This is a genomic window from Shimia sp. MIT910701 (genome assembly GCF_047126315.1).
Lineage (GTDB): Bacteria > Pseudomonadota > Alphaproteobacteria > Rhodobacterales > Rhodobacteraceae > Shimia.
Window position 1 is genome coordinate 947,073 of the sequence record NZ_CP138953.1, and the last position, 24,510, is coordinate 971,582.

The 24,510-nt window shown below is 57.6% G+C and carries 23 protein-coding genes; 14 read left to right on the top strand and 9 right to left on the bottom strand.

Annotation, left to right across the window (positions count from 1 at the left end):
* Positions 1 to 9: 9 nt before the first annotated feature.
* A complete protein-coding gene (locus tag SIB38_RS04520) occupies positions 10 to 855 on the bottom strand; it encodes a hypothetical protein (protein WP_412551509.1) in 846 nt (281 codons plus the stop codon).
* Between the two features lie 431 nt (positions 856 to 1,286).
* Here SIB38_RS04520 and SIB38_RS04525 point away from each other — a divergent pair, with 431 nt between their 5' ends.
* Entirely contained in the window at positions 1,287 to 2,501 is a 1,215-nt protein-coding gene (locus tag SIB38_RS04525; protein WP_412551510.1) for a TsoY family (seleno)protein, read from the top strand.
* Between the two features lie 148 nt (positions 2,502 to 2,649).
* Here SIB38_RS04525 and SIB38_RS04530 read toward each other — a convergent pair whose 3' ends face one another.
* From SIB38_RS04530 to leuC, 5 genes are all read right to left on the bottom strand, one after another.
* The gene (locus tag SIB38_RS04530) at positions 2,650 to 3,216 is read right to left on the bottom strand and encodes a GNAT family N-acetyltransferase (RefSeq protein WP_294116632.1); all 567 of its coding nucleotides are present in this window, start codon (positions 3,214 to 3,216) and stop codon (positions 2,650 to 2,652) included.
* A gap of 14 nt (positions 3,217 to 3,230) precedes the next feature.
* Positions 3,231 to 3,548 carry a DUF6966 domain-containing protein gene (locus SIB38_RS04535; RefSeq protein ID WP_294116631.1) on the bottom strand — a complete coding sequence of 106 codons (318 nt, stop codon included), beginning with the start codon at positions 3,546 to 3,548 and terminating at the stop codon, positions 3,231 to 3,233.
* A 75-nt stretch (positions 3,549 to 3,623) separates the two neighbouring features.
* Complete coding sequence (gene leuD / locus SIB38_RS04540) at positions 3,624 to 4,229, bottom strand: 3-isopropylmalate dehydratase small subunit (protein WP_412551511.1); 606 nt, start codon at positions 4,227 to 4,229, stop codon at positions 3,624 to 3,626.
* 29 nt (positions 4,230 to 4,258) lie between these two features.
* Positions 4,259 to 4,696, bottom strand: coding sequence for a hypothetical protein (locus tag SIB38_RS04545; protein ID WP_294116629.1), 438 nt, complete (start codon positions 4,694 to 4,696; stop codon positions 4,259 to 4,261).
* Between the two features lie 3 nt (positions 4,697 to 4,699).
* A complete protein-coding gene (gene leuC / locus SIB38_RS04550; RefSeq protein ID WP_294116628.1) occupies positions 4,700 to 6,106 on the bottom strand; it encodes a 3-isopropylmalate dehydratase large subunit in 1,407 nt (468 codons plus the stop codon).
* 260 nt (positions 6,107 to 6,366) lie between these two features.
* Between leuC and SIB38_RS04555 the strand changes: the two genes are divergently transcribed.
* From SIB38_RS04555 to rlmH, 3 genes are all read left to right on the top strand, one after another.
* Positions 6,367 to 7,791 (top strand): mechanosensitive ion channel family protein, encoded by a 1,425-nt coding sequence (locus SIB38_RS04555; RefSeq protein ID WP_294116627.1) that lies wholly within the window; start codon positions 6,367 to 6,369, stop codon positions 7,789 to 7,791.
* A gap of 232 nt (positions 7,792 to 8,023) precedes the next feature.
* The gene (gene rsfS / locus SIB38_RS04560) at positions 8,024 to 8,407 is read left to right on the top strand and encodes a ribosome silencing factor (protein WP_412552022.1); all 384 of its coding nucleotides are present in this window, start codon (positions 8,024 to 8,026) and stop codon (positions 8,405 to 8,407) included.
* A 51-nt stretch (positions 8,408 to 8,458) separates the two neighbouring features.
* Entirely contained in the window at positions 8,459 to 8,929 is a 471-nt protein-coding gene (gene rlmH, locus SIB38_RS04565; RefSeq protein WP_294116755.1) for a 23S rRNA (pseudouridine(1915)-N(3))-methyltransferase RlmH, read from the top strand.
* A 110-nt stretch (positions 8,930 to 9,039) separates the two neighbouring features.
* Here rlmH and SIB38_RS04570 read toward each other — a convergent pair whose 3' ends face one another.
* Entirely contained in the window at positions 9,040 to 9,738 is a 699-nt protein-coding gene (locus tag SIB38_RS04570; RefSeq protein ID WP_294116626.1) for a DUF599 domain-containing protein, read from the bottom strand.
* An 84-nt stretch (positions 9,739 to 9,822) separates the two neighbouring features.
* On the opposite strand from SIB38_RS04570, the gene SIB38_RS04575 reads away from it, so the two are divergent.
* The 7 genes from SIB38_RS04575 (at position 9,823) to SIB38_RS04605 (ending at position 17,492) form a co-directional block, all read left to right on the top strand.
* Complete coding sequence (locus tag SIB38_RS04575) at positions 9,823 to 11,286, top strand: FAD-linked oxidase C-terminal domain-containing protein (RefSeq protein ID WP_412551512.1); 1,464 nt, start codon at positions 9,823 to 9,825, stop codon at positions 11,284 to 11,286.
* A 52-nt stretch (positions 11,287 to 11,338) separates the two neighbouring features.
* Positions 11,339 to 12,475 carry an FAD-binding protein gene (locus SIB38_RS04580; RefSeq protein ID WP_294116624.1) on the top strand — a complete coding sequence of 379 codons (1,137 nt, stop codon included), beginning with the start codon at positions 11,339 to 11,341 and terminating at the stop codon, positions 12,473 to 12,475.
* 4 nt (positions 12,476 to 12,479) lie between these two features.
* A complete protein-coding gene (gene glcF / locus SIB38_RS04585; protein ID WP_294116622.1) occupies positions 12,480 to 13,802 on the top strand; it encodes a glycolate oxidase subunit GlcF in 1,323 nt (440 codons plus the stop codon).
* Positions 13,803 to 13,936: 134 nt separating this feature from the next.
* A complete protein-coding gene (locus tag SIB38_RS04590) occupies positions 13,937 to 14,680 on the top strand; it encodes a trypsin-like serine peptidase (protein WP_412551513.1) in 744 nt (247 codons plus the stop codon).
* A gap of 46 nt (positions 14,681 to 14,726) precedes the next feature.
* Positions 14,727 to 15,527, top strand: coding sequence for a trypsin-like serine peptidase (locus SIB38_RS04595; RefSeq protein ID WP_294116620.1), 801 nt, complete (start codon positions 14,727 to 14,729; stop codon positions 15,525 to 15,527).
* 135 nt (positions 15,528 to 15,662) lie between these two features.
* The gene (locus SIB38_RS04600) at positions 15,663 to 16,136 is read left to right on the top strand and encodes an Hsp20 family protein (protein ID WP_294116619.1); all 474 of its coding nucleotides are present in this window, start codon (positions 15,663 to 15,665) and stop codon (positions 16,134 to 16,136) included.
* Between the two features lie 93 nt (positions 16,137 to 16,229).
* Entirely contained in the window at positions 16,230 to 17,492 is a 1,263-nt protein-coding gene (locus SIB38_RS04605; RefSeq protein ID WP_412551514.1) for an MFS transporter, read from the top strand.
* Positions 17,493 to 17,547: 55 nt separating this feature from the next.
* Here the strand turns inward: SIB38_RS04605 and SIB38_RS04610 are convergent, their stop codons facing one another.
* A complete protein-coding gene (locus SIB38_RS04610; protein WP_412551515.1) occupies positions 17,548 to 19,731 on the bottom strand; it encodes an esterase-like activity of phytase family protein in 2,184 nt (727 codons plus the stop codon).
* A gap of 167 nt (positions 19,732 to 19,898) precedes the next feature.
* Between SIB38_RS04610 and SIB38_RS04615 the strand changes: the two genes are divergently transcribed.
* A complete protein-coding gene (locus tag SIB38_RS04615; protein ID WP_294116615.1) occupies positions 19,899 to 20,678 on the top strand; it encodes an alpha/beta hydrolase in 780 nt (259 codons plus the stop codon).
* Here the strand turns inward: SIB38_RS04615 and SIB38_RS04620 are convergent.
* On the bottom strand, positions 20,675 to 21,646 hold the full coding sequence (locus tag SIB38_RS04620) for a P1 family peptidase (RefSeq protein ID WP_294116614.1): 972 nt from the start codon (positions 21,644 to 21,646) through the stop codon (positions 20,675 to 20,677). The genes SIB38_RS04615 and SIB38_RS04620 overlap by 4 nt on opposite strands.
* A 211-nt stretch (positions 21,647 to 21,857) precedes the next feature.
* On the opposite strand from SIB38_RS04620, the gene SIB38_RS04625 reads away from it, so the two are divergent.
* Both SIB38_RS04625 and SIB38_RS04630 read left to right on the top strand, forming a co-directional pair.
* Entirely contained in the window at positions 21,858 to 23,066 is a 1,209-nt protein-coding gene (locus SIB38_RS04625) for an aminopeptidase P family protein (RefSeq protein WP_294116613.1), read from the top strand.
* A 197-nt stretch (positions 23,067 to 23,263) separates the two neighbouring features.
* Positions 23,264 to 24,340 carry a hypothetical protein gene (locus SIB38_RS04630; RefSeq protein WP_294116612.1) on the top strand — a complete coding sequence of 359 codons (1,077 nt, stop codon included), beginning with the start codon at positions 23,264 to 23,266 and terminating at the stop codon, positions 24,338 to 24,340.
* Positions 24,341 to 24,510: the final 170 nt, after the last annotated feature.

Genomic DNA, 24,510 nt, shown 5'->3' on the forward strand with positions numbered 1-24,510 from the left:
GAACGCCAATCAGGCGGCAGAGGACACCGGATGTGTACCACGCGACGCGGCATAGGCGCGGCGGCGGTTCTCGTCGATCATGGTGGCAATGCGGCTCATGGCAATGCCGCGCATGATCATGCTGGCCGGTATGAAAGCCCATGCGCTGATGGTCCAAATCATTGTCATCGGATCGCTTAAGTAGATCGGATCAATCAGGTCCGACATCATCTGAATGATCGCCGGGATTAAGAATGGCATAAGAAATCCTAACGCAATGTTAAGACGGCCATCCCGTTGCAGACGTGGCAGCACGTCGCCGCCTGCGGTGGGGTCAAACAGCGGCAGGTTGATCCAGACGTTAAACGCCCCGTTGCGCGCTGGCCATTCCAGAACGCGCACAAAGAAGTAGAACACCGCCAGCGTCATCAGAGAGATCAGATAGCTGAGCCCAGACGCGGTGCGCACCTCTTTGATCAGCTCAGGCGTGGCGTTGTCCGGCAACATGATGACCATCAGCCGCACCGGCGAATAGGGGAAATCAATCGCGTCGCCAACAATGATGCCAAGCGCATGCAAAAAGGCGGTGAAGGCGTTGGGCGCCACTTCGCCACGGGCAATCACCGAGAGCGCAAATACGGTGAGAAAGATCGCCAGAAAGCGCATCCGGTTGAACGGCGGCGCGTGGCGGAATTCGATGAACGACGGCGCGGTGGTCACATATTCGATGAACACCAGGATCGAGCTGAAGATCGCAAACAGCAGCACAATGTGCACCACATCTTCGCTCACAGTGGGCAAGATGATGGCTGGCAAGGCAAACAGCAATGCCACCAGTCCCGCACGCGTTGCCGCGCCAATGATTCTGCCTATCACAGCTCGTGTCCCTTCAAACCGGATGTCGCGTTTTGTGGCTCTTTGGCCGTGCGATCTTGTTCCAACTTGATCCCGCTCTGATGGCGGGGTGCCTCATTTATGCCTTATTGTGCCATTGGATCTTGGCAAGTCTCAAGGTTTTGTTTGGATTTTGGCAACCAAGCCGCGGTCTGAGACAGAGACTGGTGCGCGAATGCATCAATTGTGCCTTTCAAAAAAGCACTGTTTTTCAGGGTGATACTAAATCTGGTGGGCGAATTTGGCGGGGCCACAAGGGTTTTGGAGAATGTGACCGCCTCGTAAAACGGCGCGCCACATTTTTGCCTTAATTCAACTTCCAGACATTCCAAATAATGAATATGTATTGATTTAGATCAAGGTAGCGCAAAATCTGACTCATATTCTTTTTATGGAATGTGAAAGGAAATCCTATGTCGTCCCCCTCTGTCACGCGTGAAGACACGCCTTATTCTCCCCTCTATTTTCTTGCTACCTTGGGCTCCGGCGGCCTGATGGTGACCTTCTTTATGTTCCTGATGTTCTGGGTGCCGCATCCCGGGCGCCCTGTACCGATTTTTGAAGACATCACCGCCGCTTTCTTATCTGGAGCACTCCCGCTTCAGACCGCAATTGTGGTCGCCATGGTTGGGATCGCCGGGCTGACCTTTCTGCTGATCAAATCGCTGATCTGGAACCTGCGCCACCTGTCGGCTTTCCGGGCTACGCCTGCCTATCAGGCGCTGCGCACGTCAAACGCCGAAACCCAGCTTATGGCGATCCCGCTTGCGCTGGCGATGGTGGTGAACGGCGGCTTTATCGTGGGTTTGGTGTTTGTGCCCGGCCTGTGGACCGTGGTCGAATACCTCTTCCCAATTGCCATGATCGCCTTTGTCCTGATTGGCAGCTACGGGCTGAGGATCATGCGCGACTTCTTTGGCCGCGTGCTGATCAACGGCGGCTTTGACTGCGCCAAAAACAACAGCTTTGCACAGGTTCTGCCCGCCTTTGCCTTCGCCATGGTGGGCGTTGGCCTGGCCGCTCCCGCTGCCATGAGCGGCTCCGCTTTGGTGGCGGGCGTGTCCTTTATCCTGTCGAGCTTCTTCATTGTGGTGGCAATCCTGTTGGCCGTGGCGAATGTGATCTTGGGCCTGCGGGCGATGATGGAAAACGGCGCCACAGCCAAAAGCGCACCAACCCTGCTGGTGATTGTGCCGCTGATCACAGTGATCACCATCGCTTGGATGCGTCAGAACCACGGTTTGCATGTGCATTTTGACGTGCACGGCGGCGCGGGCGAAACGCTCTCCATGCTGACAACCCTGTTGATGGTGCAGCTTGCCGTGCTGGCACTTGGTCTGACGGTGCTGCGCCGCTTTGGCTATGTGTCCACATTCATCACCGGGCAGGAAAAATCCGCAGGCTCCTACGCGCTGGTCTGCCCCGGTGTGGCGCTGTCGGTGATGTTGCACTTCTGGCTAAACAAAGGGCTGGTGGCGAGCGGTTTGGTCGACAAATTCTCGCTGGCCTATCTGCTGATTTCCGCCGTGGCGATTGCCCTGCAGGTGGCGATGATTTGGTTGGTGCTGAAGCTCAATGCCAAACATTTGGGCGGCACAGATCGTCAGGTGGCTGTGCCTGCGGAGTGATGTGGGGCTAGATTGCGATAAGACGCCAAAGCACCGCTTTGGCGAGCGCCCAAACCGCCCCCGTCAAACCATAGGTTTGCCTTCGGCAAAACGCGGGCGCTTCGCTTTCACCCCTCGGCTCGATCGCTGCTGAGGTTGCGAAGGTTACCTACCGAGGCCGACGCCAATCGTCTCGGTTCAGTTGCCAGAACGCGCAATCTTCGTAGCGCTGGCGCGCAGGCGTCCAAAAGGATTGGATGCCTTGGGGCGACATCCCTAGTTTTTTCAGCAGAGAAAGGGAGGCCGCATTGTCCACCCGCGCCCCGGCGCGCACTTGATGGCAATCCAAGGTCTCAAAAGCAAAGCCAATCGCGCCCTTCGCGACTTCCAGCGCAAAGCCGCGTCGCTGGTAGGCTTCACCAATCCAATACCCCATGTCCGCTTGCCCCTCCGCACAATCCAGCTTGCACCATCCGATTATAGTGCTGGACGCCTTTTCGATCACAACTGCAGGGAAGGATGTGCCACACATTGCATGTTGGCGAGAGTTCCGCAAAATTGTTTGTGTCTCAGACAACGACAGCGGGGTGGGCCATGTTGCAAGTCGGTCGCTGATCTGAGGCGTCATCAAGGCGGTGAGCGCGTCTGCGTCTTCCATCCGACAGGGGCGGAGCAGCAGGCGTTCGGTATCTATGGAGAAGTCCAAAAAACTATCAATCGGCCCAATGGATCCCATTGTTTCTTCCATAATCAAGTGTGCTTTTGGGTAAGGCCATATAGGCGAGTTTTGTGGTGATGAAATCGCTCGTTCAAACCGTTAAGCTCCTCTTCGGTGCCGGTATCTCCATTTAATTTGTGGAACACAATGTCATTGAATGAACCCATGCCGCCGTAAATAGTTTGGACGGCGTTACACAGCTGGGTTTCGTTTGTGGCCTTCATCAGGCTGCGTAGTTGGCTGACCCAAAATTCCCGCCCTTCGGAACTTTCCAAGAGCTCGATTAGTACCTTCAACTCGTCGTGGATACGTTCCACGCGGCTTTTTTGCCTGAACAGTTTTTTAAACATGCAAATCAACCCAAAAGAAAACCCCGCACAACTTGAGCGGTTGTGCAGGGTTATGTCAATCAGCGGTCGACGGGCTTATGCCCAAGGACGCTCCGCTGCCGCTTTGGCTTCATAGGCGTCGATGGAGGCTTCTTTCTCCATGGTCAGGCCAATGTCGTCCAAGCCGTTCAGCAGGCAGTGCTTTTTGAACGCATCCACTTCGAACTTGATCACCTCGCCATCCGATGTGGTGATTTCCTGCGCTTCCAGGTCCACGGTCATCCGGGCGTTTTCGCCTTTTTCCGCGTCTGCCATCAGCACGTCAAACTGCTCCTGCGGCAGCACGATTGGCAGCATGCCGTTCTTGAAGCTGTTGTTGAAGAAGATGTCGGCAAACGACGTCGACACAATCACTTTGATGCCAAAATCATCCAGCGCCCAAGGCGCGTGTTCCCGCGAAGAGCCACAGCCAAAGTTGTCGCCCGCAATCAGGATCTGCGCGTTGCGATATTGTGGTTTGTTCAGCACAAAATCAGGTATCTCTGTGCCGTCACGGTTGAACCGCATCTCATCAAACAGATTGGCGCCAAAGCCGGTGCGGGCAATGGATTTCAAGAACACCTTTGGGATGATCATGTCGGTGTCGATATTCACCAGCGGCATAGGCGCGGCGATACCGGAGAAGGTTTCGAACTTTTCCATCGTGTTACTCCAATGCGCTCAGGGCGCAATTAAGTCTCGGTGCAGCGGCCTCTGGACTCGTCTGAGGCCGCACATTCTTTCTTTTTGCGATCCGATAAAACAATTGGTTTGCGCTGAGAGTAATGGATTTCTCCATCCACCCAATATGCACTACGTCTCACAAGCACATCGTCGCTACGGTCAAACGCATATTCTTCCGTTTGAGCTGTATTTTTCGCGAGCTCCCATTCGCCTTGGTTGGAGGCTGCGAGAGCATCGAGAAACACAAAGAAATCTTCGCGTTTCGCGGATGCACTAAACCAGTACTCATTCTTACCGCTGCTTCGGCAGTGTGAGATATGCGTTCCATCTGTGAGAAGTTTTGTGTTTGGGCACGCAAACCAAGCTGGGCCACTCCAAAAAAACGAGATGATGGACACTGTTGTAAACAGTGCCCACCAAAAGCGTTTTTTGAAGAAAGCCAGCATTGCCTACATCAGCTCGCGAATGTCAGTGAGCTTGCCGGTGATCGCGGCAGCGGCGGCCATGGCAGGGGACACGAGGTGCGTGCGGCCCTTATAGCCCTGACGGCCTTCGAAGTTGCGGTTCGAGGTGGACGCGCAACGTTCGTTTTCTGACAGTTGATCCGGGTTCATCGCCAGGCACATGGAACACCCAGCCAGACGCCATTCAAAGCCTGCGTCACGGAAGATATCCGCCAGACCTTCTTCTTCCGCTTGCGCCCGCACAAGACCAGAGCCCGGCACGATCATCGCGCGCATGCCCTCTTTGATCTTCTTACCCTTGAGCACTTCTGCGGCGGCGCGCATGTCTTCGATGCGGCCGTTGGTGCAAGAGCCGATGAACACGGTGTCGATTTCGATGTCGGTCAGCTTCTGACCCGGGGTCAGCCCCATATACTCGATTGAGCGACGGGCCGCTTCCACCTTACCACCTTCAAAATCTTCTGGCGCTGGCACCACACCGGTGATCGGCAGCACATCCTCAGGGCTGGTGCCCCAGGTCACCACCGGCTGAATGTCTTCGCCTTTGATGGTGACCACTTTGTCGAAATGCGCGCCTTCGTCGGTGTAGAGCGTCTTCCAATACTCCAGCGCCTGCTCCCATGCGCCAGCTTTTGGCGCATGTGGACGGCCTTTGCAGTAGGCAAAGGTGGTCTCATCTGGCGCGATCAGACCGGCGCGGGCGCCGCCTTCAATCGCCATGTTGCAAACCGTCATGCGACCTTCCATGGACAGATCGCGGATCGCTTCCCCACAGTATTCAATCACATAACCCGTACCACCACCGGTGCCGGTTTCGCCAATCACGGCCAGCGTGATGTCTTTGGCGGTCACGCCCGGCTTGAGTTTGCCAGTGATCTCCACCTTCATGTTTTTGGACTTCTTCTGGATCAGCGTCTGAGTGGCAAGCACGTGCTCCACCTCAGAGGTACCGATACCATGCGCCAGAGAGCCAAAGGCGCCGTGGGTTGCGGTGTGGCTGTCACCACACACCACAGTCATCCCCGGCAGGGTCCAGCCGTTTTCCGGGCCCACAATGTGCACGATGCCCTGACGCACGTCAGACACCGGATAGTAGTGCACACCAAATTCCTTGGCGTTTTTGTCCAGCGCTTCCACCTGTATGCGCGATTCTTCGGTCATCTGCGCCGGATCTTCCCGGCCCATGGTGGTCGGCACGTTGTGGTCCGGCACAGCGATGGTTTTTTCTGGTGCGCGTACCTTGCGGTTTGCCATGCGCAGGCCTTCGAAAGCCTGCGCGCTGGTCACTTCGTGCACGAGGTGACGGTCAATATACAACAGGCAGGTGCCATCGTCGGCTTCATGCGCAACATGGGCATCCCAGATTTTATCATAGAGCGTTTTGGGGGACATCGGTCCTCTCCATTTTGTTTGGATAGCTGAAAATATGGCTGACTAACGGGCACAGCTCAGCTGCGCCAAAAGCTCATAGCGCGGCGATGACGGACTTGGACTGACCAAAGAATCGCCAAGGCAAAAAGGCGCGGTCAGAGATGTCATAGATGCGTTTCATGCTTCTCCCCTACAGGGTTGCGCAGATTCCTTCAAGCAGAAGCACACAATCCGACACACACGCGTTGCCGCAGAGGCAGAGCCCGTGCAAGGATGCATTTATGGCTGAGGAGAACACCACAGAGACCCAAACCACTGGCGACACGCAGGAATCCGAGCTCGACCGCATCGCCGGGGCCGAGCGTGAGGTTGTGGCCGCCCAACCCAGCGAGAGCAACACGCAAACCACCGAAATCGCGCTCAGCATCTGGGATCAGGTGGTGGATTTTGGCGAAAGCCTCCTGCGGCCCTGGGCGTTTTACCAGGTGCTGATTGCGTTGGGGCTGCTCGCACTGGCCTATGCGCTGGCGGCAGTGATCAAACCGCGGTTCTACGCCTGGCTCAAAACCCGCGAGGGTTGGTCCAAGCTGCGCTATCGCTACGCGATGATGGTGCACCGTCGCATGGTGCTGATCGTGTTCAACGGGCTGATCTGGTTCACGGTCTGGGGCATGCGCGCGGTGACCTGGCCCAGTCGGTCTTATCTGTTGGTGGGATTGGCCAATTTGGCGCTGGCCTGGCTGGTGGTGGTGGTGGTTCTGCGGGTGGTGCAGAACACCACTCTGCGCACCTTCCTGCGCTATGGGGCTTGGATTTGGGTCACGCTGGTGCTCACCGGCCTGCGCGACGATGCGGTGCAGCTGATGGACAGCATGGCATTGGTGTTTGGTCAGACTCGCATTTCATTATGGATGATTGCGCAAGCGCTTGTTTTGCTGGGTCTGACCTTTGCCGTCACGCGGCTGCTTTCGCGCCAGGCCGACGCAAGGCTCAAGCGCAGCGAAGACATCTCCCCGTCCATGCGGGTGCTGTTTGGCAAGCTGCTGCAAGTCTTTCTCTACACAGCGGCCTTCTTTGTGGGGCTGCGCATCATCGGCTTTGATCTGCAGGGCCTCGCTTTCCTCACCGGCTTCATTGGCGTTGGACTTGGTTTTGGCTTGCAAAAGGTGGTGTCCAATCTGGTCTCCGGCCTGATCATTGTGATGGACAAATCGATCAAACCCGGCGACGTGATTTCGCTGGGCGAGACCTTTGGCTGGATCAACTCGCTGGGCGCGCGCTACATCTCTGTGGTCACGCGCGACGGCAAAGAATTCCTTATTCCCAACGAAGACCTGATCACCAATCAGGTGGTGAACTGGTCGCACTCGGACGCCTATGTGCGGCTCGATATCTTCTTTGGCACCGCTTACGGCGACGATCCGCATCTGGTGCGCAAGGTGGCGGTGGAGGCGGCACAGTCGGTCAAACGAGTGCTGCGCTACCCCAACACGCCGGTCTGTCACATCGTCGGCTTTGGCGACAGCAGCGTGGATTACATCCTGCGCTTCTGGATCGAAGATCCCACCGGCGGGCTGACCAACATTCGCGGCAATGTCTATCTCGCGCTCTGGGATGCCTTCCACGAGCACGGCATTTCGCTGCCCTTCCCACAGCGCGAGGTGCGCATGTTGGAGGGAGAGGACGGGCAGCCTACCCTCCCTTAGGCGCCTTCTCATTCTCTAAGTATCCCGGGGGAGCGCTTGGCTTGGCCAAGCGTGGGGGCTGGCCCCCTCTGCCAAAAACCGCTGAAAACCGCGCCAAACCGGCTGAGAGGCGCGAATCCCCCTTGCCTTTCGTTGAGAAAACCGCCAACCGGTGCTATCTTGAAATTACGCTCGGCACCGGGGCTGACGGGTGCGCTACAAGGAGGACAGACTTCTGTCTCTGAACACTGACGTGGCCAATGCTACTGACACTGGTTCGATTGTGACGTCGGACTCTCCGGATACGACAAGCGAGGCACTGCTTGCCCGTATTCTCACCTCTCTGGATGAAGACAAAGCCGAAGATGTGGTGCAGATCGATCTGCGCGGCAAAACCTCTATTGGCGATTACATGGTGATCTGCTCCGGGCGCTCCTCGCGTCAGGTGACGGCGATTGCTGAAAAGCTGATTGAGCGGCTGAAGTCCGAGTTTGGACGCGGCGCCAAGGTCGAAGGCAAGGACACAGGCGACTGGGTTCTGGTCGATACCGGCGACGTGATCTTGCACATCTTCCGTCCGGAGGTGCGTGAGTTCTACCAGCTCGAAAAGATGTGGGTGCCTGACGGTACCGCATAAGACTTCTGGCGGCCTGCACTGTGCTTGCAGGCCGGAGGGCATGACATGGCACTGAAGGTGCATATCTGCGCCGTGGGAAAGCTGCGGTCTGGTCCCGAGCGCGACCTCCTTGATGACTACCTCACCCGATTTGATCGCACCGGACGGGCCTTGGGCCTGGGTCCGGTAGCAGTGCACGAGGTGGAAGACCGCAAGGGCGGCGGTATGGCGGCTGAAGCCGGTCTGCTCGAAGGTGTGATCCCCAAGGGGGCCGTGATCTGTGCACTGGATGAGCGCGGCAAGCTGATGAGCAGTCCTGAGTTTGCCAATAAGCTGGGTGGCTGGCGCGACGATGGGCGCGGTGATCTGGCCTTTGTGATTGGCGGGGCGGATGGCATTGACCCAAGTTTGCGCGCACGAGCAGACGCCAAGCTGAGCTTTGGTAAAATGGTTTGGCCACACATGCTGGCGCGGGTGATGCTGAGCGAGCAGCTCTATCGTGCCGCCAGCATTTTGGCCGGTGCACCTTACCACCGCGTCTAAATCTCTCCTCATCTTTTGAAATGTTAACCTGGGTGGGTGCTTCGAAAGCGCACCTCCGCAAAACAGTCGTGATACCGACGCAATACCGACGTGGAAATTGACTGGTTAACTCAGCGCGGTTCCTGCAGCAGTGCGGCACGGGATTGGGAGGCAAACTCACGCCGCCCCAGGACAACCACTGTTACCAATACACCAAGCAGCAGCATCACCGGCCCCAAAAGCCAGGCCGCCGCCGCCAACCCAAAATAGATCGCCCGAATCCCCCGATTAAAACTGCGTGAGGCGGTGATGTTGATGGTGCCCGCCTTCTTCGCACGCGACAGCGCTGTCGGGTCTTTGGCGTCATTTGGCACCGCCGCCATTAGCACCGAACAATAGCCGAAGAGCCTGTGAGACCACACAAATTTCAGAAATGCATTGCCGATAAACAGCAGCACCAGAACCAGTTTGAGTTCCAAGACGGAGGCCGGCTCCGCGGTCTGGGTGAGGTCTTTGGTCACCCCGGCAATTTGGTCGGTATTCCCGATCAATGCCACCAGGCCCCCGATGGCGATCATCGAGGAGGAGGCAAAAAACGCCGTACTTTGCCGCAGATTTCCCATGATCTGCGCATCAAAAACCCGCACCTCCCGTGCCACATAGTGCACCATCCATTCCTGCCGATAAAACGCCATCAGGCGCGACACGGAAGGCCGGTTTTTTGGTGGGTTTTCAATAAGGTGCGTGGTCAGCGCCCAAGCCGATAGGATGGTCAAAACCGCGATGAAATCGAGGGCGGAAAACTGTGCGAGGAGGGTGTCTTTGATCATGATCGCACCCTAACGTGAAGCGGTTGCGCTTGCCAGCCTCGATTATTGGTTATATTAGTTTACCAATTGTAGCGGAGGTCAGCCATGGACATGCCAGCCCCAAATCCCGAGGTGCTTGCCAAAAAAGCCCGCATCGTCGCGCGTCTAAAAGAGGTGCTGCCAGCCGATGCCGTGATCTCCGACGAGGTCGAAGTCCGCGCCTATGAGTGCGACGCACTGACCGCCTACCGTTGCCCGCCTTTGGCTGCCGTCTTGCCGGCCTCAACAGAGGAGGTCGCGGCGGTGTTAAAAGTTTGTCATGCCGAGAATGTACCCGTTGTGCCGCGCGGCGCGGGCACCTCTTTGGCGGGCGGTTCCATGCCGACAGCGGATTCCATCATCCTTGGCGTCGCGCGTATGACGGAAGTGCTTGAAACGGATTATGAAAACCGCTTCATCCGCGTGCAAACCGGTCGCACCAATTTGAGCGTGTCCGGCGCCGTGGAGGAAGAAGGGTTCTTCTACGCACCCGATCCTTCCAGCCAGCTGGCCTGTGCGATTGCGGGCAATATTGCAATGAATTCCGGCGGGGCACATTGCCTGAAATATGGCGTGACCACCAACAACCTGATGGGCGTGACCATGGTGACCATGGAGGGTGAGATCGTCGAGATAGGCGGTGCCTATCTGGACGCTGGCGGGTTGGATCTATTGGGCGTGATCTGCGGCAGCGAAGGTCAGCTTGGTGTCGTGACCGAAGCGACCTTGCGGATTTTGCACAAACCAGAAGGCGCGCGGCCTGTGTTGATGGGTTTTGACAGCAACGAAGTGGCGGGCCAGTGCGTGTCCGACATCATCAAGGCAGGTATTTTGCCTGTGGCGATTGAGTTTATGGACCGCCCTTGCATCCGAGCCACCGAAGCTTTCGCTGGTGCTGGCTACCCGGATTGCGAGGCGCTCTTGATTGTCGAGGTCGAAGGCTCTGACGAGGAAATCGACGCGCAGCTGGAACGTATTTTGGCCATTGCGCGGGCGCACAGTCCTGTCGAACTGCGTGAAAGCACCAGTGCAGATGAAAGCGCGCGGATTTGGTTGGGGCGTAAGTCCGCCTTTGGCGCCATGGGGCAGATTAATGACTACATGTGCCTGGACGGAACCATCCCGGTGAGCCAGTTGCCGTATGTACTACGCCGGATTGGAGAGCTGAGCAAAGACTACGGTTTGGATGTGGGCAATGTATTTCATGCAGGCGACGGCAACATGCATCCATTGATCCTGTTTGATGCCAACAAGCCGGGTGATCTGGAAAAATGCGAGGCCTTTGGCGCGGATATTCTGCGGCTTTGTGTCGAAGTTGGCGGTTGTCTGACTGGCGAGCATGGCGTGGGCATTGAGAAGCGGGATTTGATGGTGGATCAATACTTGCCAGAAGATCTGGATATCCAGATGGCGGTGAAAGATGTGTTTGATCCCAAATGGTTGCTGAACCCGGCCAAGGTGTTTCCCTTGGCCTCCAGGAAGCGCGCCGGATGGCGGCAGAATGACAAGCAGGGAGGGGCCAGACCCTAATGGCAACCAAGTTGCCAATTTATCGCGGATATTTGAAGGCCAAGAGAAAATGATGACACCCTTAACAGAAGCAGAGCTGTCAGATGTGATTGCAGGCGCGAAGGGGCCGTTGCGCATTCAGGGCGGCGGCACGCGAGATATCGGCGCGCCTGTGCAAGGTGAGGTGTTGTCGACCGCTGGCTTGTCAGGCGTAACGCTGTATGAGCCGGGAGCGCTCACCTTGGTGGCCGTGGCGGGTACGCCTCTCGCGGATATAGAGGACACTCTGGCGGTAGAGGGGCAGAGGCTGGCCTTTGAGCCGGTGGATCATCGCGGTTTGCTTGGCACCACCGGCACATCGACCATTGGCGGCGTGGTGGCGGGCAACATCAGCGGACCGCGCCGCATTCAAGTGGGTGCTTGCCGCGACAGCCTGTTGGGGGTTCGGTTTGTCGATGGCGCCGGGCGTGTGTTGAAGAATGGCGGGCGGGTGATGAAAAATGTCACCGGCTATGACTTGGTAAAGCTGATGGCCGGGAGCTGGGGCACGCTGGGCGTGCTGACCGAGGTGAGTCTGAAGGTGCAGGCATTGCCTGAGGCCGTCGGCTGTGTCCTGATCAACGGATTATCGGACGAGGATGCGGTGGCGGCCATGAGTGCGGCGCTTGGGTCGCCATTTGATGTGAGCGGCGCGGCGCATGCGCCGTCCGGTGTGGATGGGCATCCGGTGACAATGATCCGGATTGAGGGGCTGGAGGCTTCTGTGGCCTATCGTGCGGCGAAGTTAACGGACGTCCTGGCCAGGTTTGGCGGTGAGGTGAGTGTTGAGCGCGATGCCGACAAGGTTGCGGTCGGCTGGGCCTGGGTGCGCGATGTGGCGGCGATGCAAGGCGGTGCAGGTGATGTCTGGCGGATTTCTGTCAAGCCAAGCGATGGGCCTGAGGTCGTTGAAAAATTGCGGGCTCTCTATGCAGATCTTCGGGTTTTGTACGATTGGGGCGGAGGATTGGTCTGGGTGCAAGTGCCAGCGGGAACCGATGTGCGTTCGGTGGCTTTTGAAGGGCACGCGACTTTGATCCGGAGCTCGCGTGAGACCCGTGCCTCTTTGCCGGTTTTCCATCCGGAACCGGCGCCGTTGGCGACCTTGTCGCAAGGCTTGCGGGCCAAATTTGATCCGCGCGGCATTTTGAACCCGGGATTGATGGGGTAATTCGATGCAAACCACATTCACCGAAGACCAACTCAAAGATCCGGGTATTCAGCGGGCCAATGAAATCTTGCGCGCTTGTGTTCATTGCGGGTTTTGCACCGCAACGTGCCCGACCTATCAGATGCTGGGCGATGAGCTCGACAGCCCAAGAGGGCGGATTTACCAGATCAAGGATATGCTGGAAAACGAGCGGGTGCCGGACGCCAAAACGGTCAAGCATATTGACCGCTGCCTGAGCTGTTTGGCCTGTATGACCACCTGTCCAAGTGGGGTGCATTACATGCATCTGGTGGATCACGCGCGCGAGTACATTGAAGAGAACTATAGGCGTCCCCTTAGTGATCGGGTTTTGCGCTGGGTGTTGGCACAGATTTTACCATATCCGATGCGGTTCCGTTGGGCCTTGATTGGTGCCAAGCTGGGACGGCCGTTCCGGTTTTTGATGCCGGATGCACGCCTCAAAGCGATGCTGGATATGGCGCCGAAGTCTATTCCGCCGGTCAGTCGAAACGATGATCCGCAGAGTTTTGCACCGGTGACGGAGAAAAAGATGCGGGTGGCTTTGATGACGGGCTGCGCGCAGAAAGCGCTGAACACCAATATCAATGATGCCACCATCCGGCTGTTGACGCGGCTGGGCTGCGAAGTGGTCGTGGCGGAGGGTGCTGGCTGCTGTGGGGCACTGACGCATCACATGGGCAAAACCAGTGAGAGCCATGCGACTGCCGCCAAGAACATCATAGCCTGGTGTGCGGAGATGGATGGCAAAGGGCTGGATGCGATTGTGATCAACACGTCGGGCTGTGGCACTACGGTGAAGGACTACGGGCACATGTTCCGCAATGATGATCTTGCCGCCGACGCAGCGCGGGTGAGTGGCCTTGCGATGGATGTGTCAGAGGTTTTGATGAACTTGGACCTGCCTGATGGGGCGGGTAAGGATACCATAGTGGCCTATCACGCGGCTTGTTCTTTGCAGCATGGCCAGCAAATCAAGACGTATCCCAAGGACCTACTGAAGAAGGCAGGGTTTACGGTTGTTGAGCCCGCAGATAGCCATTTGTGCTGTGGCTCGGCGGGGACCTATAACTTGATGCAGCCGGAGATTTCCGGGCAACTTAAGGCGCGCAAGGTGCGTACACTTGAGGCCAAGAGCCCGGACATCATCGCAGCGGGCAATATCGGTTGCATGATGCAGATTGGCTCGGGCACCGATGTGCCGATTGTCCATACCGTTGAGTTGCTCGATTGGGCGACCGGCGGGCCGCAGCCGCGCGCGTTGACCGAGCCAGGAAAGACTGCACCAGAAATCCCTATCCTGCGTTAATGGATTGATCTTCGCCTTGCCAAGCGTGTGCCCTATTTCTGCCGCAGGGTGCTATTACTTCGGTGGAAACGACGCGTGGAGAGCAGGCTGTGGTGCGACTTTTAACAATTCTGGGTGCAGTCCTTTGGGCGGGCGTGTCCGCAGCCCAGGACACAGCACTTCAACGGTTGGATACCGGCGAGGACAGTCGCGATTGGGGTGCTGTCGGGCGGTTGGAAATTGATGGGCGCGGGTTTTGCACCGGTGCTCTGATTGCGCCGGATCTGGTTCTGACAGCGGCGCATTGCCTTTATGACAAGAGCACTGGCGCGGCCTACGACGTGAAGCAGATCGAGTTCCGCGCCGGGTGGCGCAATGGGCGGGCGGAAGCGTATCGCTCTGTGCGGCGCGCGGTGGTGCATCCGAAATACGCTTATAGCGGCGATGCGCAGATCGAGACTGTGCAGAACGATCTGGCGTTGCTGGAGCTGCATCATCCCATTCGCAACAACCGGATTGCACCGTTTGAAACGTCCACGGATCTGAGAAAAGGGTCAAAAATCGGCGTGGTGTCTTATGCGGTTGGACGCGAGGCGGCGCCGTCTTTTCAGGAAGTGTGTCAGGTGATGGGGCGTCAGCGCGGCGTCTATGTGCTGTCTTGCAACATCGATTTTGGCAGCAGCGGGGCGCCGGTTTTTGTGTTTGAGGATGGTGCGGTGCGGATCGCGTCGGTGGTGGCTGCCAAGGCAGAGGTGCGGGGCAGCAAAGTGGCGCTTGGCACGGCGCTGGATCACAGCCTGCCAGAGCTGTTTGCCGCACGTGGGGTGGCGTCCGCGCAAGGGGCAAGAACCTCTCTACAGCAACGCAACAGCACCGGTGCGAAGTTTGTGCGCCCGTAATTTGCGGGTGGGTTTAGGAGGTTATTCCATGCATTTTCCGAGATTTTTGAGTCTGCTTATAGCCGTGCTTTGTGCGGGGCAGGGTATGGCTGGTGAGAGGTTGCAGCCTTTGACCAGTCGTGGCGACCTGCTGGGATGGGAAGCGCTGGGGCGACTGGATATGCGCGGCACAGGCTTTTGCTCCGGTGTTTTGATTGCGCCGGATCAGGTGTTGACCGCCGCCCATTGCGTGTTTGACAGCAATGGCGCGCCGGTGCCGCCGGAACAGATCACTTTTCGATCTGGATATGTCTCTGGTGACGCTCTTGCGGAGCGGCGGGTTGATCGCGTTGTGGTGGATAGTGGCTATCGTGACGCGGGCAATGGCAAGATTAGCACCCGGATGATTCCACACGACGTGGCTTTGTTACGGCTGGAGTCGCCCATTTCCACAGGAGAAGCCGATCCGTTTGCCATTCATGTTGATCCTCAGGAAGGGGAAAAGGTGTCTGTTCTGAGTTACGGCCGTGGCCGAAGTGAGCACCTCTCTTGGCAGCGCGATTGTTCCATTTTGGAGCGCGGTTGGGGCATTTTGACCTTTGATTGCAACGTGACCTTTGGCTCATCAGGCGCGCCGGTTTTTGTGCGCTATGGCAACCGCGTACGGATTTTGTCTGTGGTGTCTGCGACAGGAGACAATGGGGATGGGCAGAAAGTAGCCTTTGGTATGGAACTTCCAGAAGTTGTCGAGCGGCTCAAACATCGGATGCGTGTGGGTGACCGTCCGGCAGTGAAAACCGCCACAGGTGTGACACGCATTCAAGTTGGGACACGCAGCGGCGGCGGCGCAAAATTTGTGAAGCCCTGATGCGCGGGGGTTGAAACCGCATTTTGCCAACATAGGTCTGTATGCGTAAGGCGCCGATGATCGGGTCTTACACATTCATCGCCTGTCCGAATGGAAGGCACCTACATATCGTTGTCGCTCAATGGAGGATAACCCATGCGCACTTTTGATCTGGCTCCGCTGTACCGGTCGACCGTTGGTTTTGATCAGTTGGCAAATATGATGGACCGTGTTCTGTCCAATGACGTCGCCCAGCCGAGCTACCCCCCGTATAACATCGAAAAAACCGCTGATGATGCCTATCGCATTTCGCTGGCTGTGGCTGGTTTTTCGGCCGATGATCTGAATATCGAAGTCAAGCAGAACGCTTTGGTTGTGACCGCCAAGAAAGGCGAAGAGTCTTCGGACAAAACCTATCTGCATCGTGGCATTGCCACCCGCGCGTTTGAGCGCCGCTTCCATTTGGCGGACCATGTGCGTGTGACCGGCGCAAGCCATGAAGACGGCATGCTGCACATCAACCTGGAACGTGAAATCCCCGAGGCGCTGAAGCCGCGCCGGATTGAAATTTCCAGCGGTGCGACCAAAGCCGTTGAGCAGGATGTGGTCGACGCCAAAGCCGTCAACTGACCTCCAAACTTTAACTGACAAACTTCCTTCCCTTGTTGTCAGGCCCATTTGGGCAACGCGCGTTCCGTTTGGAGCGCGCGTTTTTGATTGGTTGTGTTCTTAACCTGTGAAGGGCATGTTGGCCGGACGTTTTCCAACAATCGGGAGTGGCGCGTGAACCTGGGCGCTTTGAAATCCAGAAATTTCCGCGCTTATGTCTTTGGCGCCGCCTTTGGTCTGCTGGCGATCTGGATGCAGCGGGTCACCATTGGCTGGTTGGCCTGGGAGATGACGGACTCCGCCAGCTTTGTTGGTGCGGTGGCGTTTTTGCTGTTTGCGCCGTCGATTGTGCTGTCACCGTTGTTTGGCGTTTGGGTGGACCGCTGGCGCGTGAAACACACGATGTTGGTGTTGCAAAGCATCAATGCGATGTTGAGTGCCGTGCTATGGGCAGTTGTGGCGCTGGGTTGGGCGACACCGTTTTTGATTGCATTGATAACACTTCTGATTGGCATGGTGGTTGCTGCCAACCATCCGGTGCGGATGGCGTTGACGCCGAGGCTGGTACGGCGCGAGTACTTGGGATCAGTGGTCACAATTGTGGCCATCAATTTCAACATCGCGCGGATGGTCGGGCCTGCCGTTGGTGGCTTTCTGATCGCTGTTATCGGTGTGGCGGAAACGCTCTTTGTGCAGACGCTGTTGTTTGCGCCCTATCTGTTTGTGATTGCGCGGCTGACCCTAAGACCGCGGCGAGACAGCGGAAGCGCGCAGGAACCCTTTTTCAAGGCATTGGGGGCTGGCGTACGATACGTGTGGCAAACAGAGACGGTGCGCGAGGCGATGTTTATCGCGGGTGTTTTGGCTTTGGTGGCACGGGGCGCGCTGGAAGTTTTGCCACCTCTCGCGGACGGGGTGTTTGAGCGCGGCGCGGACGGGCTTGGCGTGTTGATGAGCGTGACTGGCGTGGGCGCTATTCTTGGTGGCTTCTCGCAAGCGGCGCTGCCGCAGCAAGAGCCAGGGCGGCTGCCGCTGACCACGAGAATAGCGATTGTTTTTGGGTTGATGCTTGTCGCAGTTCTTGGCGTGTCGCCGATCTGGGAAGTGGCCTTGGTGGTGGCCGCAGGGATGTCTTTTGTGACCACGGTGACGGCGATCTCGACACAGACAGCCATTCAACTGGATTTGGAAGATGACATGCGCGGGCGCGTTATGAGCCTGTGGGCGGTGATTGCCGCTGGTGGTTCGGCTTTGGGTGCGGGCGCTATGGGGATTTTGGCCGATTGGCTTGGGTATCAGACCGCATTGGTTTGGACCGGCAGCTTGGCGGCGCTAGGGGTGGCGGCCTATCTTTTGTTGGCTCGGCTCAAAGCGTAAGCCCCGATGCCAAACGGCACCGGGGCTTGCTTCCAATCAGACGGGGAGGGTCAGATCAGTTGGCGGCAGGTTCGATGTTGCCGATGTTCACAAACATCGTCTCACCTGAGTGATCGTCGACACCGTCGTTGTCGGTGGAGAAGTAGGCGGTGCCGTCTTCGAAGATTGCCAGGCCTTCAACCTTGTCCAGAACGTAGCCACCGGTAGCGGTCAGATCGGTGAGCAGGTCGCGGACCAGAACTTTGGAGACAACCGGCAAGTCGCCACCCAGAGGGGCTGGTACCATTTCGGATGCTGGGACGCGGTAGATCTTCTTAGTGACAGCGCGGTGGTCATGCTGGTTGTCACGTTCCACGATGTAGACCCAATCGCCGTGGGCGACGATTTCGGACAGACCTACCCAGCCGGTGGCAGGCGCAGCCTTCGGATAGTGCACAGCACCCCATTCCTTGGTCTCAAGGTTGTAGGACACGAGTTTCACGTGATCCGCTGGATCGTCTTTCCACTCACGCTGCACGGCCATCCAGAGGGTGTCGCCGATCTTGGTGATGCCCTCAAACCCGAAGCGTTTTTCGACGGCGGCCAGCTCTGCCGGGATGCCAAATTCGCCTTTGAGGTTCTTGATCGAGCCGTCGGCCTGCACGTGATAGATCGCGTGCGGGATCAGGCGCTCTGTGCGGCCTTCGGATGCCACGTAGAAGCCGCCTTTGCCATCCAGCGTGATGCCTTCGAGGTCAAGCTTCTGCGCTGGTGCGCCGTTGCGGGTGACGCGGATCACATCCACGATGCTGGCTGGGGTCTGGTTGGTGTCGATCTTAAAGATCGAGGGTTGGAAGCCGTAGAAGCTGTCATTCACAGCCCAGACGATGCCGTCCTTGTCTGCCACCATACCGGAAATCGCGCCCCAGCCGATGAGCTCGTCCGCGCCTTCAGATGTCAGGTGCGGATAGGTCGCTGGCGCGTTCTGATACTCAAAGAGCATGACGTGCGCGCGGGCGCCTTTGTCCTCAATGAGATCTTTTTCGTTGGCGGAGACCAACAGGTTGCGCTCTGGAATGGCCACGTAGCCTTCTGGACCTACACCGGAGGGCAGCAACTGTTTCAACACAGGCGCGGCGGGGTTGGTGACGTCATAAACACCCACTACGGACGCACGCTCGGCGCCGACAAACACGTAAGGTGTGCCATTGAAGGTGGCGAAGGTTACGCTTTCGGGTTCCACGCCCTTGCTGTCGGAGCGCTTGTCCGGGTAGTGGCCGATCTGGATGATGGCTTTCTCAAAGTCGGTGCCGCTTTCGTACACAACGGTGCCGTCCTTGTGGAAGATGGTCCAGCCGCGAGAACCGCCGTCCATGTCGCCTTCATTGGCTGTGGCGAAGTGGTTGTCGTCGATCCATGCGACGGCGTCCGGCTCGCGCAGGCGACCTGCTTGGCTTTCGGTGAAGATCAGCGCGCCGCGTTCGTCTGTTGCGTCGATGCCTTCAAGGTCAACCGCGCCGGCGGAGAAATGCGAGATGATGTCGCCGTCCTTGGAGGCAACCACCATGTGGTTGTTTTCCTGCAGGGTGACCACAGTTTCGCCAAGAGCGTTGATGGAGACATACTCTGGCTCCGGATCTTCGGGCGAGACCTCGGCGAGGCCGGTCATGTCCACCAAACGCAGGGTGTCACAGGCCAGCGCGCCGTCTTTCAAGTCGACCATGGCCAGCATACCCGCTGGCATCTGCCCGGTGCGGCCGTCGCCGAGGTCTTCGTCGCGCTCGTTTTCAATGGCGACGGACACGAAGGAGGCGTCCGGTGCAATGGCAACGCTGTCAGGTTGGCCGCCGAGGTCACAGGACGCGGCGACTGTGCCGTCTTTAATGTTGATGGCTTGCAGGCTGCCCGACGGAGCGGTGTAGCTTTCGGAGGTGTTCACACCAACGATGGCAAAGTCCCCCAGAACGCCCACAGAAGTAGGTTCGCCAGACAGAGCAATGTTGCCCAGAGGCTTGGGGTTGGCGGGATCCGTGATGTCGATGCGGCCCAAAACGCCCAGCGGGCTGTCGGTGTATACCAAGGTCATGCCATCAGCAGTGGCAGCGATGATTTCCGGAGAAGTCTCGCGCTTGGTGTCTTCGCCTGCGGCCATGTTTTTGACCACTGGGAAAGGGGCAATCCGGTTGAAGTTCATCTCTGCGGCGGCGTGACCTGCGGTCAGGGCCAGCGCGGAGGTCAGGCAAAGGCTGCGAAGCAACATCTGTGCGTCTCCATGTTGAATACTGCGCAGGGGCATCGCATGGACAGGTGACGCATCTGTAACGGGCGAGTGACAGATTTGTTAAAGCCTAGAGCAGGAGTCGCAAAAGATGTTTGAGGTTTGAAATAGTTTCGCCCAGAGTGCTGTCGAGCTGTGGGGAGAAAACTATGGACTGGGACGACGCATATTCAAATGGCGCCTATATTGAGGGCGCAGAGGGCTATCCGCCGCGCTGGGAGCGCGAGGCGGCTGCGTTTCGCGAAACTGCAGACGTGGAGCTGGATGTCGCTTACGGCGACGGTGCGCGTCACAAGTTTGATCTGTTCAGGCCCTCAGGGACGGCCAAAGGCTTGTTGGTCTTTGTGCACGGCGGCTACTGGATGGCGTTTGACAAGTCGTATTGGAGCCACTTTGCACGCGGGGCTGCGGCGCGTGGTTGGGCGGTGGCGTTGCCGTCTTATGATCTTGCGCCCGATGTGCGGATTTCCGAGATTACCATGCAGATTGCAGCGGCTGTGACCAAGGCTTGTGCGCTCGTTGATGGCCCTGTTGTTCTGGCCGGCCATTCGGCAGGCGGGCATCTTGTGGCGCGGATGATCTGTGATGGGGTGTTACCGGAGGATGTGGCCGCGCGGGTATCTCGGGTTGTGCCGATTTCGCCGCTGGCCGATTTGCGTCCGCTGATGATGACGGCGATGAATGACAAGCTGCAACTGGATGCGGCGGAGGCGGATGCGGAAAGCCCAATGTGGCAGGCGCCGCGCGCAGGTGTCGATGTGACGGTGCTGGTTGGGGCGGCTGAGCGGCCAGTGTTTTTAGACCAAGCACGATGGTTGTCGGACGCTTGGGGCTGTGATCTGGTGGTGGCAGGCGGCAAGCACCACTTTGATGTGATTGACGCCTTTGCCGATCCTGACAGCGATATGGCGCGGATGCTGTTTTCCTAAGCGCGGAAGCAGGGGAGTGTGTCACCTTCCTTGGGGGTGGCATGCCACACGCCGCGTGCAATGGCTCGGGCGAGACAGGTGGCGGCCGCGTGGCCCAACCAGAGCGTGTCGGCAATGTCGTTGTCCAAAGGTTTGGCGTTTGTGCTGACCCCAAAGATCAGATCACCGTCCATCGGTGTATGCGCCGGCACCAACGCGCGGGCCATGCCGTCATGGGCGGCGGTGGCCATGCGGGTGCATTGCGCTTGGGTTAGATCAGCGTCAGTGGCGACAATTGCGATGGTGGTGTTGTGGCTGGAGAGTTTGGTGTTGGGTAAGTCGCTGGGAGCGGAAGGCATGAGGCCGTTGCCGCCGAACTCGGTGCCCACTTCCCAGGGCGCGGCCCAGAAATGTTTGCCATCTGGTGAGGCGTCGCCAAGGGCATTCACAGCAACCAAGGCGCCAACCGTGTGACCCGATGGGAGCACCATGCTGGCTGAACCAAGTCCACCTTTGTGAGTGGCGAGCGTGCCACCTGTACCCGCTCCGACTGAACCAAGCGTGAAATCCTCGGAAACTGCTTCTAAGGCCGCCGCGCCGAGGGCTTTGTAGGGGTTCGAGTCCCATTTTTTGTCACCGCCATTCAGCAGATCAAAGAGGATCGCGCCGGGCACAATCGGGACAGTTTGATCGCCGACAGAAAAGCCGCGACCTTGGGTGCGGAGCGCGTCTGCAACACCGGATGGCGCGTCCAGACCAAAGGCAGAACCACCGGACAAGGTGAGCGCGTCGACTTGCTGCACGGTTTTGTCTGGGGCTAGAAGATCGGTTTCACGGGTGCCTGGCGCACCGCCCATCACAGAGACGCCACAGGTAAAAGGCGCATCGCCAATCAGCACAGTGGTGCCAGTTTTGATGTTGTCGTCCTGCGCGTTTCCGACGCGCAAGCCGGCAATGTCCGTGATCAGGTTTCTGAGTCCGGTCTGCATTTTAGCGCCTCCTGTTCGGGTCACAGTAGGCGCGTGAATTTTAGGCGCAAGGTCGCGGTTGAGACATCTGTGTCGGATTTTGCTTGTCCCTGTGTCGGGGGATTTGGCAGAATGTCCGCAGCATTGGCGATGGCGTCGCCACATTCCCAACCGGAATGCGCACCAATCTTTCCAGTCCTGAACGCCGGGACCTCTTTGATCGGAGGTCAAAATGACTGCACGTCCAGAATTCTATCGTTTCCACAATGGCGAGAAAGCGCCGTTGCAATTTGCCGAGGCTGAATATGCCAACCGCGTGGCCGGTTTGCGTGCCATCATGGTTGAGCATGGGGTCGACGCGGCTGTCTTCACGTCGATGCACAATGTGTCCTATTACTCGGGCTTCACATACTGTGCCTTTGGGCGGCCTTATGCGGTGGTGGTGACGCCCACCGAATGTGTGACCATTTCCGCTGGCATAGACGCAGGGCAGCCTTGGCGGCGGTGTTATGGTGACAACATCACCTATACCGATTGGCAGCGCGACAACTATTGGCGGGCGATCAAATCGATCACTGGCGGTGGTGTGGTAGTTGGCATTGAGGGCGATCACCTGACCCTTCTGCAGCAAGGGAAGTTAGAGAGCTTCTTGGCTCCGTCCAAAGTGGTTGATCTATATGAACCCACAATGCGTCAGCGGATGCACAAAAGCGCGGCGGAGATCGAAATGATCCGAGCTGGTGCTGCTGTGGCCGATGTGGGGGGCTATGCGATCCGCGATGCCGTCAAAGAAGGTGTGCGCGAGATTGACGTGGCCATGGCCGGTCGCGATGCGATGGAGCTGGAGATCGCGAAACGCTTCCCGGATGCGGAGTATCGTGACACCTGGGTGTGGTTCCAATCGGGCATCAACACCGACGGGGCGCACAACCCTGTGACCGCGCGCAAGTTGCAGCGGGGCGATATTCTGTCGCTGAACACCTTCCCGATGATTTCCGGTTACTACACAGCGCTGGAGCGCACGCTTTTTGTCGGTGAAGTGGATGACGCAAGTCTGAAGATCTGGGAGGCCAATGTCGGTGCGCATGAACTGGGGATTTCTCTACTGAAGCCCGGAGCGAGCTGCGCGGAGGTTACTGAGCAAATCAATGACTTCTTCGCTGAACGTGATTTGTTGCAATACCGAACTTTTGGCTATGGTCACAGCTTTGGCGTGTTGAGCCATTACTATGGCCGTGAAGCTGGATTGGAGCTGCGCGAAGATATTCCGACAGTGTTGGAACCGGGTATGGTGATTTCCATGGAGCCGATGTTGACCATCGCAGATGGGCAGCCCGGTGCCGGTGGGTACCGAGAGCATGACATCCTGGTGATCAACGACGATGGCAATGAGAACATCACTGGCTATCCCTATGGGCCGGAGTTCAACGTTGTCGGGTAAGGCGATGTGAGACAAGCTTGGGTTTTGGCTGCGCGATCACGTGGCCAAAACCTCGCGAAATGCGGGTGCGTAACAGCAAGCCCTTTCTTTTGCCGTGCACATTTGCAACACTCTGCCCAAATTGGATCTGTGATTGATGTAAATGGGCATAACATTCCCCATATCAGTCTCAACATATTGGAAATAGGGAGTGTTTTATGGCAGATTTTGAAACCCAAGTGCGTGAGTCTCAAGCGCAGGTGGCCGAAGCACAAAACAAGATTGCCGAGCTGACCGGGCGCATTGATGCGGCGCGGGCGAAGATGAAAACCGGCGATGATGTTGCGATTGATATCGAGAACGCAACATTGGACGATGTGCATGCGCATACGGATGTGATGAACGCCAATATCGCTGAATTGATCATGGGGCTGGATGACGTCACCGCAGCGTTTTCCAAAGACTTTGACCAGATGCGGGATAAGACCGGCTGGGAGAGCTTTGTTGGTATCTTCAGCCGTGGCAAATCCGAGTCCATGCGGGCGGAACGGATCAAGACGGCCAACATTGATGACAAGCTGCAGGACCTGATTGCCAAATCCGACGTGATCACCAAGCTGCTCGAAAGCCAACTGGCTGTGCTCGAAGAGCAGAAGGTGAAGGTTGAAGCGAATCTGAGCGAGACGCTGGATGAGCGCGAGTTTACGGTTGGGGAACTGGAAAGCCTGCGGGCAGAGATTTTGGGCATGGATCCCAAGATCATCGAGATCGAAAACAAGATTGCGGTGGAGCAGGACGCGGCGGCGCGGACCAAGCTGGAAACCGAGCTGGCGGACCTGAACAAGGCTTACAATGCGTTGGTGCAGCAGGAGCAGGTGAAACTGTCCAAAAGCCAGACGCTGGAACGTTATATCGAGAAGGGCAAGACCTGGGTCGACTCCCTGCAAAATCAGGCGGCGACGCAGATGGTGCTGATCAACAAGCTGCAGACAGACACCAAGCAGCGCGTGGTGCTCTATGATGCGCTGACCAAATCTTTGAAGACCGCGCAGCAGCAGGACATCGCGCACCGCATCAACGAGATTGGTGTGGAGACCGACAAAGAAGCGCAGGCGTCTATGGCGGCGATTGGCACGGCGACCAACCAGAAGATGGCCGATATGATGGAAGCCCATGAGGAGCACATGGTGTTTGCGCGCGACGTGTTGGAAGCGAAGGCCAAGGCGGACGAACGCTTTGCGAGGCGGTTCCAGAAGATTGTCGAGAAGCACGACAAGAACCTTTATGGGGCGTGATGAGGCACGCTTGGGAATTCTTCCTAGATTGGGCAATTGGGCCGAAAGTCGCTTGGCCCACTTTGTTTTTATTGACCGGGGCGTTCTGTTGGGACGTTGTGGCTGCCTCCGGCGAGTTTGAACGAATATTTGGCGTGCCAAATTCGATGATTGGGTTAGCGTTCGTATTT

Excerpts from the sequence above, each read along its gene's own strand:
- SIB38_RS04525 (WP_412551510.1), top strand. The coding sequence starts at position 1,287 with ATGTCGTCCCCCTCTGTCACGCGTGAAGACACGCCTTATTCTCCCCTC.
- SIB38_RS04530 (WP_294116632.1), bottom strand. The coding sequence starts at position 3,216 with ATGGGATCCATTGGGCCGATTGATAGTTTTTTGGACTTCTCCATAGAT.
- SIB38_RS04535 (WP_294116631.1), bottom strand. The coding sequence starts at position 3,548 with ATGTTTAAAAAACTGTTCAGGCAAAAAAGCCGCGTGGAACGTATCCAC.
- leuD (WP_412551511.1), bottom strand. The coding sequence starts at position 4,229 with ATGGAAAAGTTCGAAACCTTCTCCGGTATCGCCGCGCCTATGCCGCTG.
- SIB38_RS04545 (WP_294116629.1), bottom strand. The coding sequence starts at position 4,696 with ATGCTGGCTTTCTTCAAAAAACGCTTTTGGTGGGCACTGTTTACAACA.
- leuC (WP_294116628.1), bottom strand. The coding sequence starts at position 6,106 with ATGTCCCCCAAAACGCTCTATGATAAAATCTGGGATGCCCATGTTGCG.
- SIB38_RS04555 (WP_294116627.1), top strand. The coding sequence starts at position 6,367 with ATGGCTGAGGAGAACACCACAGAGACCCAAACCACTGGCGACACGCAG.
- SIB38_RS04570 (WP_294116626.1), bottom strand. The coding sequence starts at position 9,738 with ATGATCAAAGACACCCTCCTCGCACAGTTTTCCGCCCTCGATTTCATC.
- SIB38_RS04575 (WP_412551512.1), top strand. The coding sequence starts at position 9,823 with ATGGACATGCCAGCCCCAAATCCCGAGGTGCTTGCCAAAAAAGCCCGC.
- SIB38_RS04580 (WP_294116624.1), top strand. The coding sequence starts at position 11,339 with ATGACACCCTTAACAGAAGCAGAGCTGTCAGATGTGATTGCAGGCGCG.
- glcF (WP_294116622.1), top strand. The coding sequence starts at position 12,480 with ATGCAAACCACATTCACCGAAGACCAACTCAAAGATCCGGGTATTCAG.
- SIB38_RS04600 (WP_294116619.1), top strand. The coding sequence starts at position 15,663 with ATGCGCACTTTTGATCTGGCTCCGCTGTACCGGTCGACCGTTGGTTTT.
- SIB38_RS04610 (WP_412551515.1), bottom strand. The coding sequence starts at position 19,731 with ATGTTGCTTCGCAGCCTTTGCCTGACCTCCGCGCTGGCCCTGACCGCA.
- SIB38_RS04615 (WP_294116615.1), top strand. The coding sequence starts at position 19,899 with ATGGACTGGGACGACGCATATTCAAATGGCGCCTATATTGAGGGCGCA.
- SIB38_RS04620 (WP_294116614.1), bottom strand. The coding sequence starts at position 21,646 with ATGCAGACCGGACTCAGAAACCTGATCACGGACATTGCCGGCTTGCGC.
- SIB38_RS04625 (WP_294116613.1), top strand. The coding sequence starts at position 21,858 with ATGACTGCACGTCCAGAATTCTATCGTTTCCACAATGGCGAGAAAGCG.
- SIB38_RS04630 (WP_294116612.1), top strand. The coding sequence starts at position 23,264 with ATGGCAGATTTTGAAACCCAAGTGCGTGAGTCTCAAGCGCAGGTGGCC.